Genomic DNA, 12,194 nt, shown 5'->3' on the forward strand with positions numbered 1-12,194 from the left:
GAAGATAACATGCAGGATACACGCTACCGTTTCGAGGCAATCGGCACAACCTGGACAATTGATATTTTTGATGCGATTGCAGCGGATAGCGCTGAACAATTAATGCAGGCTGTGCATGAGCGGATTGAACGATTCGACAGCACCTATTCGCGCTTTCGAGAAGATTCAATGGTTACTAGCATGGCCGCTGAAGCCGGTACATATGTACTACCGGATGACGCTAGACCGCTGATGGACATGTATCAAAAGCTTTATGAAATGACAGATGGGCTGGTGACGCCGCTGATCGCCAGTACACTTGCTGAAGCTGGGTATGATGCTGCATATAGCCTGCGTCCTGGACGCATTATAGCGCCGCCAACATGGGAGGACGTCTTGGTGTATGACTTTCCAAACTTAACGCTCCAGCAGCCAGCGCTGCTGGATTTCGGCGCCGCTGGCAAGGGCTATCTGGCTGATATTGTCGGAAGTATACTGGAAGAGCAGGGCATATCGGGGTACTGTATCGATGCCGGCGGGGATATGGTGTATCGCACGCAGAACACTGAAAAATTAGATGTTGCGCTCGAACATCCGTCTGATCCGACGATGGCGATCGGCGTAGCAAAAATATATAATCAAAGTATCTGCGGATCATCCGGCAACCGGCGGGCATGGGACAAATATCATCACATCATAGACCCGGCATCTCTTGAGTCACCGCGTCATATCGCTGCACTCTGGACGGTGGCTAATACGGGGCTGATGGCCGATGGGATCTCGACGGCACTGTTTTTCGTCAGTCCCGATGTGCTAGCGCGCCATTTCGAATTTGAATATGCTATTGTGCGCAGCGATTTATCGCTGGATGTGTCATCCGGCTTTCCAGCAACATTTTTTGATAATACAGCCACGCCGCCCGACAGGACGCAGGAGTAATATGCTACGACCGATTGACGACTTCTTGAACAAAGTAACGATGTACCAGCTGACGCTATGGGGTCTGCGACTGTTGGCTGTGATCAGCATTGCCCTGAGCTTGACGGGTGCTCTGCCGCTGCCGACGACGGGGTTGCTGCTATCGGCGGTCCTATTGGCCGTCAGCAGCCATGTATCGAACAAAATACTGTCGCGCATCTGGCGGGCACCAGCCAACAATGAGTCGTACGCCATTACCTTACTTATCCTATTCTTTATTCTGCCGCCCGTCACATCTGTATCAGAAGGAGCGTTCACTGCTGTAGCTGGTGTCTTGGCAATGGCGTCAAAGTATCTGCTGGCGTACAACGCGAAGCACCTGTTCAATCCAGCTGCATTCGCTGTTGTTGTACTGGGTGTGCTTGGTGTGCTGCAGGCAACCTGGTGGGTAGGCAGTGCTGCTCTGTGGCCGCTGGTGCTGGTGCTTGGTCTGCTGATATTGCGCAAAATCCGCAGATTTGAGCTCTTCGTGGCGTTTGCGGCCGTCGCTCTGTCCGTACTAGTTTTGACTGCCGTAACCGACGGAGATAGCGTCGCTGATACGATCCGGTTTGCGATCACATCGTCGCCGCTTATCTTTCTCGGGACTATTATGCTGACTGAGCCTGCCACGATGCCTGGGCGAAGGCGGCAGCAAATTATTTTCGGTGCCTTAGTCGGGCTGCTCTACGCCTTGCCGTGGAACATCGGCCCGCTGACGCTGTACCCCGAGACAGCCCTGGTCATCGGCAATTTGTATGCCTTCGCAGTTAATCCGCGCTACCGGCTGCGACTTCGTTTGAAGGAAATTCAAAAGGTGTCGGACCGAGTATACAACTACGTCTTTACGCCAGACAGAAAGGCTGATTTCCGACCGGGCCAGTACATGGAATGGACATTGCCGCATGATAAGATCGACAGCCGCGGCAACCGGCGAACATTTTCTATCGCGTCGTCACCAACTGAGCCAGAAATTCACCTGGGCGTCAAATACTATACGCCGCCGAGTAGTTTCAAGCGAGCGCTCGCGGCCATGCAGCCGGGCGATGAGATCATGGCAGGTCAGATCGCCGGAGATTTTACTCTGCCATCTGACGCAGGTCAAAAACTACTAATTGTAGCTGCCGGCATCGGCATTACGCCGTATCGAAGCATGCTGAAATATGCTACAGATACCAAGGCGAAACGCGACATGGTGCTTATTTATGCAGTGTCAGACTCTGCAGAAGTTGCCTACAAGGACGTGCTGGCCGATGCCGAAACACACGGTATCCGTGCCATACTGCTGCTGACTTCTGGTACATCGCCCGCCAAGAGCACATCATCAGGCTGGAAAGGCTTAATTGGTACATTGAATAGCGACTTTATTGAGCAGCAGGTACCTGACTACAAAGACCGCGTAGTGTATCTATCGGGCCCGAATACGACCGTCGACAATGTCCGTAGTGGTTTGCTGCAATCAGGCATGAGCCGCAAACGCATTAAGACTGATTATTTCCCCGGATACTAAATTCAGTGTGCTCCAAGGTAATAATATTGACAAATAAACATAAACATAGTAATATATTGTGTGTACGTATTCTAGTATTTCATAGGCCATGACAATGTCAGAAGCATTTCCAACATCAGACGAGCAATATCCTAAAATCTTACCTTTATTCGAAGACGTTGATCCCGATGCTGTGCAGTTTTTAATAGATAAAACTACTCGCGGGAAGGATGTGCTTACAACGCTGCACTATTTGCAGCCGGATGACACTGCATATGAAAGACAAGTGGACAATATGCTTTTATGGGGTACAACGACAGGACTGATTCCAAGTAAGTGTACAGTCGAATTGCCTGATCCAACCAATCGCAAGCCTGATGGAACGCCAGTTATCAAATCTATAGAACTTGGGGATGAGCCATCGTATACAGGCACGCGGGATGCCTTAACCCAGACTTTTGGTGAAGATAACGTTACGCAGTCTACAGAACTGCTCGTTGAGCGCTTGATTGATGACGGCCATTATAATAACAGTTATGTACGATGCACGCAGCATAACGAATTTGCGACCCAAGAAGCAGACGCTATTGCCAGCGAATTAGAAGCATTACGTCGCCAACTCGGCGAGGATTTATAATCGTCTCAGTCAGCTCGGTTGCTTGTAATCTATATCGAGTCTCTACTTTAGTTTCGAGGTGATACCTTGCAAGCTCTGCAGACTGGGCAGTTCCTGCTTTTGGAATTTATCTGCCTCTTTTTTGATTTTGGCAACGTGCTTTTTGGCTTCTTTGACTTGTTTTTTGGTTTGATCGATCTCTTGCTGAGCCTGTTTTATCTCAGGGTCAGGGGGTTTATTATCAGCCGGTTTGGGGGGGCGGAAAAAGGCTTTGGCGAGTTCAGCGACCGGATAACCGGCTATTGTTGCCGCGCTACTGCCAGAGCCGCCCGATTTTTGCTTTAATTCATTCTCTGCCTGTTTGATTTCTTGTTCGGCTTTGTCGAGCTCGGCTTCTGCACGGTCGGCCTCGGATCGAAGTTTGCTTGCAAGCTGTCTGGTTTGCTCGCCGGTTGCTGTGACCGGCTCAATGGCAGAGCCAAGTTGTTTTTTGGAGTTTGCCGGCTCGTCTTCGACACTGTCTGACTGCGGAGTGGTTTGTTGCGCGTTACCGGATTCGGACAGCTGCTCTGCAGGTATTTGTGTCATTTGCGAAGCTCGGGCTGCTGGCAATGCTTGCTCGACAATCACAGCTTCATCAATCGATGGAGTGGGTTTTGTTGGCGTGACGGTCGCATCGGTAGACGACGTAGCTGGATTAACGTAAATATATCCCTCACGGCTATTTTGAGTTGTGTTTGGTTGCATGTATTCTCCTTACCGGTATAAGTCTAGCAACCCGCTGAATTGCAGCAGTAATTTATCTCGCTTGCTACAAAAGACTTTTCAGCCACGAGCAGGCGTGGACATCTTACTCCGTGCGGTTACTAGTTCGTTATCGCACAGCTTGAATAATTGGTGTGTATTTGGGAAAATCAAGTCAACGCAGCAGAAAATCAAGAGAGGAACTGGATGACTGTAGTGAGGACGCATGGAGCGTAACGAAGATCTGTACCGCCTCTTACGGGTGATACCTGCAATGGTCTCTGTCACTGCAGGACCCGAACATAAATATGAGTTCGCTAATTCGCAGTATCTCAAAATTGTCGGTAAAACGCAGGCTATTATCGGGCGGTCTGTCGCGGAAGTGTTTCCTGAGCTAAAGGGCCAAGGGATACTTGAGATACTCGATAAGGTATACCGCACCGGCAAAGAGTACCGAACGAACGAACAGCTGGTTGAGCTTGATACGCGTAACGACGGCAAGCCCAAAAAACTATATTTCAATTTTGTCTATTCGGCACTACGCGGCACTGACGGAAAAGTGAACGGTATTATGTCGCACGCCGTCGAAGTATCAGATCAGGTGTATGCCCGCCTTAGAGCCCAAGACAATGAAATACGTTATCGCTCACTCTTCAACTCAATAGATGAGGGATTCTGTCTGGTAGAAATGATTTATGACGCGACTGGCGCTCCGATTGATTATCGCTTTGTAGAAACTAATAAAGTGTTTGAAAGCCAGACCGGCCTGAATCGGGTTGTCGGCAAAACAATCAAACAAGCGGTTCCGGGTATAGAGGCATTTTGGATCGAACGCTACGCTAAAGTAGCTGCAACCGGCAGGGCAGTGCGGTTTACGGAAAGCTCAGCTGTTATGGATCGTTGGTTCGATGTACACGCTTCTCGTGTCGGAAGTCCGGGCCAATATCAGGTTGCGATACTGTTCAAAGACATTACCGCACACAAGCATCTGGAAGCCCAACAGCAGACGGCTATGAGCCAAGTTAACGAAGTTCTGGAGTCAATGGGCGACGCATTTATTATGCTCGATAAAGACTGGAATATTGTCAGAGTCAATAAAGTGTATGAAAAGATATCAAGAACGAAGCGCAAAGATGTCGTTGGTGTAAATTTTTGGAATGTGTTTCCAGATGCCGCGCATCTAAAATACTGGACTGAGTATCACAAAGCTATGACAACGCGACGGTCATCTCACTTCGTTGAGCGCTACGCCCCGCTGGATATATGGACAGAGACTGACGTATTTCCGACAAGTGAAGGCGGTATATCGATCTTTTTCCGCGATATTACTGCATCACGCAAGACTCAAACGGCTCTGCGTCAGAGCGAAGAGCGATTCCGAACTTTGATCGAAAAGAGTACTGATGCTATCCAGCTGGTCAATCCAGAGGGCAAAATACTATACTCAAGCGAATCGCTGAAAAACGTCCTGGGATATACACCGGCCGAACTGCAGGGAGTCGGCGTCAGGCCATATCTGCATCCCGATGACGTTGATTATTTTTATGAGAAGTTTGCTGAAATTGTCGCTAAGCCAAAGCGCACAATTTTGCTGGAATACCGCGTCAAGCACAAGGATGGTTCGTGGGCCTGGATAGAAACAACGGGCGTCAACCATTTGGATACACCGAATATCCAGGCAATTGTCGGCACGTTTCGCAATATAACCAAGCGCAAGCTGAATGAGGAACAGACGCAGTACCAAAAAAGCCTGCTGGAATCACAGCAGGAAGTGTCACCGCTAGGAATCATGATTGTGTCTGAATCTGGAAAAATAATGTCATACAACCAGCGGTTTGCGACTATGTGGCGTTTTCCGCGCCGGATGCTTGATACAGAACCGGACGAAGCCGTGCGGGAAGCGGTCAAGTCGCAATTAGTCCATCCGCAAGGCTTTATTGATAAGGTTAACGAAGTCTACACACGACAGATTCCCAACAATGAACAACTGCATTTTATCGATGGGCGTACTTTCGACCGCTACGGCGCGCCGCTGTTCGGCCATGACAAGCGCTACCGTGGTTATGTGTGGTATTTCCTCGATGTGACGGAGGAGAAACGAGCCAATGATGCATTAAAGGCAAGCGAAAAACGTTTGCAGTTCATGGCAGAATCAATGCCGCAGCTGGTATTTACCGCCGGACCTGACGGTAAAGTAGATTATTTTAACTCACAGTGGGCTGAGTATACCGGAATATCAGTCAAGGAGCTGCGCCGGAACGGCGTTCGGAACCTGATACACCCTGAAGATCTAGAGCCCAATATGAATCAGTGGTATAAGGCGCTGAAGACTGGAAAAGGTTTTCAGAATCAACAGCGAATGCTACGGGCGGACGGTACGTACCGCCACCACATCAGTCATGTCCGGCCGATGTATGATGACAATGGCAAAGTGCTGCGCTGGGTCGGGTCGATTACTGACATCGAAGATATACTGGTAACGACAGCCCGCAACACAGAGCTGGAGCGTATTGCTGCCGCCCTCGAGGAGCAGCGCAGCCAGTTGATTATCGTCAACAAAGCCAAAGATGAGTTTATTTCGCTCGCTTCTCACCAATTACGAACGCCCGCCACAGGTGTCAAACAATACGTCGGTATGCTCCTGGAAGGCTACGCCGGTGAAATCACTGACGAGCAGCATCGTTTTCTTAAAAGTGCATATGAAAGCAATGAGCGGCAGCTGAAGATTGTTAACGACTTGCTGAAAGTAGCCAGTGTCGACTCGGGCAAGGTTGCGCTGCGGCTCGAATCAGTACCGGTCGCACCGCTTATAAAACTCATTTTTGCCGAAATGGCATCACAGTTTGAGTCCAAGCAGCAAACAATTACTTTTAAGCACGCCGGCGATGATTGTGTTGTGCATGCCGACGCGCATTTGCTGCGCATGGTTCTGGAAAATCTGATTGATAACGCCCATAAATATACCTATGAAGGCAAGGCGATCGAGGTGTCGGTTACAAAGCATCGCAATACTGTACGCATTAATATACGCGACGAAGGCGTCGGTATACCGGCCGGTGATATCGAGAAACTGGGTGAGAAGTTTATCCGTCTGGACAATCCATTGTCGACACAGGTTGGCGGCACTGGTCTGGGGCTGTATTGGGTGAAAAAGGTGGTTGAGCTTCATCAAGGTACGCTGACGATTACGTCTGTAGAGGGAAAGGGTTCGACATTTAGTATTAGTCTCCGACAATTTGCGTAGGTGGTACTGTTATATGTCGTAGTCAAATATACAACTATATGTAGATACGGATACGATTCGTCATAAAAACAGGCCGCAGGCGTTTCATTACGTTTATGGTTTTGTTATACTGACTGCATAGTGAAAAATCTCAGTAAACGCAGTACGTTGATTCTTGTAAGTTTTGTGGCTCTGGCGCTCGTCATTGCTGGCGGCGTGTTCCAGTACAATCATATTCAGCAGCGGGAACGCGAGCAGCGCCAGGCAGCCTTGGCCGCTGATACTCAGAACTTCAAAGTAGTAATGAAACAGGCTTCAGGTCTGCGACTACAGAAACGCTATGCAGAAGCAAATATTGTACTAAAGGCTTACAACTCCAAGGCGTTAAGTGTCCAGAATAAGACTGACGCACTGATCTCAACTGCGATAAATTACGAAATGATAGGCGACAATAAAACAGCCTACGCGACGTACCTAGAGGCCGAAAAATTGAGTCCAAAGGAAAATTATGCTATCTACTTTGGTGCAGCCAGAAGTGCAGAAACGGCGGCTGACCACGGCTCAGCACTGAAATACTACCAAAAATGTCTGAAGATGCTACAAGCTCTCAAGCCGGATGATGTCAATCAGTCAGACATAGAGATGATTATGAATGACATAAAAACACAGGAGTCCAAGGTATGAACCGTAGAAAACTCTTGATATGTACCGGGCTCATAGTATTACTTGGTGCGGCGTATGGACTGGTCCGGCCACAAACTGCATCTGCCGATTACGGGCGGGAAGTTGATTTTACGTATTATACCAACTCGGTAACCACCAGAGACTGGTTATTTTTTGATTCCCCAGACATCCCATACAAAGGCATATCTGCTGATTGGGCGACGCCTGGTTCGATGAACGTCGATAAGCTTATAGAAGAAATGAAAAAGCGTCTGAATTCAACTACTGACTATAACAGCAGCCGGGCTGCCGCTGTAATCAATATGATGATGGGCATAGATGGTAACAGCGCGGCCTATGACGGCCCGGAATCCGAACGCTGGCGTAATGGCGTAACGGTAGCGAAGGCGAATTTAGCTGATTGGGAGAGGCGGGTTCGTTACTATGACGCGCAAGGCAGAATAGAGTTTAATGCAACGTATACAACTAACCCAGGTGAAGTCACCAGGGATTGGCTCGGCTCCGTCACGGCGAGGAGGGGAATACGAACCCAAAACCCGGATATTATCCTCAAAGACATTACTACCGAATACAATGACGCCGCTATACAGTTTTTAGCAGCTGACAAACGGACGCCAACATTTACCATAATCAAAAAATGCGCTAACTTAGTCGGTAATTTGTCACCATTGGAAGAACCGCCCGTTATTGTCACACCTCCGCCACCACCGCCTCCGCCACCACCGCCACCAGTTGCGCGTCCGTACTTCCAGACTAATGGTGGGGATATCGTTGCCGGATCTAGCATTGCAACAGACGGCCGCACTTCGACTGATATTCCGATCGCATGTTCGGCAGCTAAGAAAATTGCAAATGCCGGAATTGCCGGCTGGAATAACCGGGGTACGACTAACTTTGCTGGTGCTGGCGGCGAGTATGCGGCCATTGCCTTTGGTCAAATCCAAGATTATGTAACCAGGCAGGGAAGCGGCCCGCAGACTCCCGCCAATGTGAACGAAGCGACGCGATTGGCGATCGCTAATACTGCCAACGTAGATGCAGCTAATGGTATGTTTGGTGGTATGTTTGGCAATGCGCCATGTGCGAATTATTGGAGTGACCGTCCGGCTGTAACTACGGCAATTCCGACTAACCGGGTTTGGGATTTGCCGAGTGGCACATACTACATTGACACCGCTCAGACGACACTCGATACAGATATTCTCCGACAAATAGGTACTGGTAAGCATATAACATTGTACGTAAAGGGTGATGTATCTATTACCGGTAACGGTATCAGATATCAGGATGTTGGCCCAGGTGCAACGAGAAGGGACATCCCATCCTTCAAGCTCATCGTCAACGGACGTATATTCATACAGTCGGGCGTGGAGCGGCTGGACGGACTGTATGCCGCCATACCCGATGCCGGCTACGATACAGCGGCACAAAACGAATTTGCCAATCCGCCAAATGGAACGATCTCCACTTGTAGTAACGGGTTTGCAAGCTACAACCCGACAGTGGCTGCCGGGGCAATGTATGCCGCTTGCAATCGTCAACTGACTGTTAACGGCAGCTTCGTCGCCCTGCAGGTCTGGCTTCTGCGCACCTACGGAACGTATAATGGCTCGCTTGGACCAACGGCCACCACAGGACCGGTAGCACCGGCCGAAATATTCAACTATGTCCCGGATACCTGGCTAACACAGGACACATCGGCTGGGGGTGGGGCATTGGATCAGGGCTATCAATCAATTATTGGATTGCCACCAATACTGTAGGTAAAAAAATGAAAATAATTAGCAACTTTACGTCACGCTTATGCTATAATCGGAGTTAATATGAGTTTACTGAGTGGGGTTTCAGAATTTTTCGGATTAGACATCGGCACTACGGCCATTCGGCTGGTAGAGCTGAAGGGTACGAGTGGCAATAAGTCGCTCGTAAAGTACGGATATTTACCAATTGATCCTAAAATCGCTATCAGCGATTCCAAAGCAGATCAGCAGAAGCTGGCTGAAGCGATCCGCGAATTGGTAGAGAAGTCACGTATTACGACCCGCAATGTTACGGTTGGTATACCGTCGCTGCGCGTCTTTACGACGGTTGCTGACATCGACAAGCTGCCAAGCTCCGAGCTCGGCAAATCGATTCGCTACCAAGCTGATTCGTTGATTCCGACACCGGTTGCCGAATCTAAGCTTGATTGGGCACTGATCGGCAAATCTCCCGTGGAAGAGTCGAAGCTCGAAATATTACTATCCAGCGTCCCGAATACCTATGTTGAACAGCGGCTGGACATGCTGGAGAGTATCGGACTTAATGTCATAGCCTTTGAGCCGGACAACTTAGCGCTGACGCGGGCACTGGTGCCGATCGCGGCAACTGCACCAATGGTGATTGTCGACATCGGCCGGCGCAGTACGGATATCGTCATCACGATGGACGGTATTCCACGCTTAACCCGTGCTATTCCGACTGGTATCGACGCTATCGTCAAGGCTGCAACCCAAAACCTCAACATCGACGAAAAACAAGCTGAGCAATTTATCTTTAAGTTTGGTGTCAGCAAAGACAAGCTCGACGGGCAAGTCTATCAGGCGATCATCGGCACGATTGATTCATTGACCAACGAAATTGATAAGTCTGTCACGTTTTTCCAAGGCCGTTACGCTGGCGTCAAGTTGGAGCGGCTGATCGTGTCCGGCGGGGCAGTGATATTGCCGGAGTTCCCGTTGTATGTCGCCAACCGCTTTGGACTGAATGTAGAAATAGGTAACGCCTGGCGCAATGTTGCATTCGCACAGGATCGTCAAAATGAGTTAGCTGCACTGTCCAATCAATTTGGGGTGGCAGTCGGACTCGCAGAAAGGGACGAATAGATGATTCAGTTTAACTTACTTCCCGATATTAAGCTCGAGTATGTCCGCGTGCAGCGTATCAAGCATACTGTCATAAGTGCTTCATTGATCGCGGCAGGCACCGCCTTCGCGGTCTTTGCGCTATTGTTCATAACAGTAAATGTCGTCCAAAAAAAGAGTATGAATGATCTGACCAAAGACATTAAAACATACAGTACTGAACTCAAAAATACGCCTGATCTCGACAAGATTTTGACAATCCAAAATCAGCTGGGCGCATTGCCAAACTTGCATGCACAAAAGGTTGCCAGCAGCCGGACATTCAAATATATCGAGCAGGTGACATCTCCGGATATTTCGCTCACAGATTATACGAATGATTTTGATGCAAAAACGGTCAGTATTACCGGGGTATCACCCAGCTTGGACAAAGTGAATACCTATGTCGACACACTGAAGTACACAACTTACAAAGACGGTGCTGACACTGACAAAAAAGCTTTCTCGAACGTCGTCATGTCACAATTTACTAAGACGCCACTCGCTACTACATTTACTATCACCGCGAATTACGAACCGGCCCTGTATGACAACACGAGTAACGTGGCGCTGACCGTTCCGAACCGCGTCAGTACGTCGTCAGTCGTCAATTTACCGACAGTTTTATTTAAACAAGCTCCGACTAGCGGAAATAATTAAGCGGACAATAATACAATGGCTCAAACATCCAACAGACCACTATCAATGAAACATATGGGCGTCAGCAAGACGAATTCCCGGATTGTTGCCGTTACCGCAGGGGCAGCCTTTCTGGTAGTTTTCTTCGCAGTCGCCTCAGTATCGCTGTACGGTACACTGACCTACCAAAACCGCATTATCAAAGCTAAAAAGGAAGCCACGACGCAGCTCAAGGCTAACCTGACGGCCCGCGACAGTCTGGTCGAATCATACAAGAGCTTTACCAACTCACCGACGAACATCATCGGTGGGTCGGCTGACGGTGTCGGCGCCAAAGACGGCGCAAATGCAAAATTGGTTCTCGATGCGCTGCCAGGCAAATACGACTTTCCGGCTGTTACTGCTAGTCTTGAAAAATTAGCTATCGAACAGCAGGTGACTATCGAAAGTATTACTGGTACTGATGATGAGGTCGCGCAAACCGCGCAGCAATCCGGTACACCGGCGCCAGTTGAAATTCCGTTTGAACTCAAGGTGTCAGGTGATTACCTGGCAGTCCAACGGCTCGTAACGGCTATGGAGCGATCTATCAGGCCAGTTCAAGTACAAAAGTTACAAGTTACCGGCGATCAGAAAGCCATCAATCTCGTCGTTACCGCCAAGACATATTATCAGCCCGAAAAAGCGCTTAACATCGGCACAAAGGTCATAAAATGAAACAAAAAGATATAGCTCTCATCCTTGTCATCAGTATCGTCAGCGGCATATTTTCGCTGATAATCGGCCACTTCATATTCGCAGCTCCCAAGGACCGCCAGCAAAAAGTAGAAGTTGTCAGCGCGATCACGACGGATTTCGCGATACCAGACACGAAATATTTTAATAACGATTCTATCAACCCGACGCAGTTGATCCGCATTGGTGAAAGTACCAACAGCGCACCATTCAAAACCGGCACCCAATAAGCAGAAAGGACTGTAG

Annotated in this window: 11 protein-coding genes; 10 read left to right on the forward strand and 1 reads right to left on the reverse strand. The window is 49.0% G+C overall.

What is annotated here, in order from left to right:
* Positions 1-9 precede the first annotated feature (9 nt).
* From VF575_05515 to VF575_05525, 3 genes are all read left to right on the forward strand, one after another.
* Positions 10-918 carry an FAD:protein FMN transferase gene (locus VF575_05515; protein ID HEX8183029.1) on the forward strand — a complete coding sequence of 303 codons (909 nt, stop codon included), beginning with the start codon at positions 10-12 and terminating at the stop codon, positions 916-918.
* Position 919: 1 nt separating this feature from the next.
* Positions 920-2,446, forward strand: coding sequence for a hypothetical protein (locus VF575_05520; GenBank protein ID HEX8183030.1), 1,527 nt, complete (start codon positions 920-922; stop codon positions 2,444-2,446).
* A gap of 94 nt (positions 2,447-2,540) precedes the next feature.
* The gene (locus VF575_05525; GenBank protein ID HEX8183031.1) at positions 2,541-3,062 is read left to right on the forward strand and encodes a hypothetical protein; all 522 of its coding nucleotides are present in this window, start codon (positions 2,541-2,543) and stop codon (positions 3,060-3,062) included.
* Between the two features lie 42 nt (positions 3,063-3,104).
* On the opposite strand, the gene VF575_05530 is transcribed toward VF575_05525, so the two are convergent.
* The gene (locus VF575_05530; protein HEX8183032.1) at positions 3,105-3,788 is read right to left on the reverse strand and encodes a hypothetical protein; all 684 of its coding nucleotides are present in this window, start codon (positions 3,786-3,788) and stop codon (positions 3,105-3,107) included.
* 223 nt (positions 3,789-4,011) lie between these two features.
* On the opposite strand from VF575_05530, the gene VF575_05535 reads away from it, so the two are divergent.
* From VF575_05535 to VF575_05565, 7 genes are all read left to right on the forward strand, one after another.
* Positions 4,012-7,029: a PAS domain S-box protein gene (locus VF575_05535; protein HEX8183033.1), complete on the forward strand. Its 3,018-nt coding sequence runs from the start codon at positions 4,012-4,014 to the stop codon at positions 7,027-7,029.
* A gap of 120 nt (positions 7,030-7,149) precedes the next feature.
* Positions 7,150-7,692 (forward strand): hypothetical protein, encoded by a 543-nt coding sequence (locus VF575_05540; GenBank protein HEX8183034.1) that lies wholly within the window; start codon positions 7,150-7,152, stop codon positions 7,690-7,692.
* Entirely contained in the window at positions 7,689-9,455 is a 1,767-nt protein-coding gene (locus VF575_05545) for a hypothetical protein (protein ID HEX8183035.1), read from the forward strand. Before VF575_05540 ends, VF575_05545 begins: the two co-directional genes overlap by 4 nt.
* Positions 9,456-9,515: 60 nt before the next feature.
* Positions 9,516-10,556, forward strand: coding sequence for a type IV pilus assembly protein PilM (gene pilM / locus VF575_05550; GenBank protein ID HEX8183036.1), 1,041 nt, complete (start codon positions 9,516-9,518; stop codon positions 10,554-10,556).
* The gene (locus VF575_05555) at positions 10,557-11,234 is read left to right on the forward strand and encodes a hypothetical protein (protein ID HEX8183037.1); all 678 of its coding nucleotides are present in this window, start codon (positions 10,557-10,559) and stop codon (positions 11,232-11,234) included.
* A 15-nt stretch (positions 11,235-11,249) separates the two neighbouring features.
* A complete protein-coding gene (pilO, locus tag VF575_05560) occupies positions 11,250-11,930 on the forward strand; it encodes a type 4a pilus biogenesis protein PilO (protein HEX8183038.1) in 681 nt (226 codons plus the stop codon).
* Complete coding sequence (locus VF575_05565) at positions 11,927-12,178, forward strand: hypothetical protein (protein HEX8183039.1); 252 nt, start codon at positions 11,927-11,929, stop codon at positions 12,176-12,178. The genes pilO and VF575_05565 overlap by 4 nt, the downstream gene beginning before the upstream one ends.
* Positions 12,179-12,194: the final 16 nt, after the last annotated feature.

The organism is Candidatus Saccharimonadales bacterium, assembly GCA_036388415.1.
GTDB lineage: Bacteria > Patescibacteriota > Saccharimonadia > Saccharimonadales > UBA4665 > UBA4665.

Bases quoted from the DNA above. Each gene is read 5' to 3' on its own strand.
- VF575_05515 (HEX8183029.1), top strand. From the start codon at position 10: ATGCAGGATACACGCTACCGTTTCGAGGCAATCGGCACAACCTGGACA.
- VF575_05520 (HEX8183030.1), top strand. From the start codon at position 920: ATGCTACGACCGATTGACGACTTCTTGAACAAAGTAACGATGTACCAG.
- VF575_05525 (HEX8183031.1), top strand. From the start codon at position 2,541: ATGTCAGAAGCATTTCCAACATCAGACGAGCAATATCCTAAAATCTTA.
- VF575_05530 (HEX8183032.1), bottom strand. From the start codon at position 3,788: ATGCAACCAAACACAACTCAAAATAGCCGTGAGGGATATATTTACGTT.
- VF575_05535 (HEX8183033.1), top strand. From the start codon at position 4,012: ATGGAGCGTAACGAAGATCTGTACCGCCTCTTACGGGTGATACCTGCA.
- VF575_05545 (HEX8183035.1), top strand. From the start codon at position 7,689: ATGAACCGTAGAAAACTCTTGATATGTACCGGGCTCATAGTATTACTT.
- pilM (HEX8183036.1), top strand. From the start codon at position 9,516: ATGAGTTTACTGAGTGGGGTTTCAGAATTTTTCGGATTAGACATCGGC.
- VF575_05555 (HEX8183037.1), top strand. From the start codon at position 10,557: ATGATTCAGTTTAACTTACTTCCCGATATTAAGCTCGAGTATGTCCGC.
- pilO (HEX8183038.1), top strand. From the start codon at position 11,250: ATGGCTCAAACATCCAACAGACCACTATCAATGAAACATATGGGCGTC.
- VF575_05565 (HEX8183039.1), top strand. From the start codon at position 11,927: ATGAAACAAAAAGATATAGCTCTCATCCTTGTCATCAGTATCGTCAGC.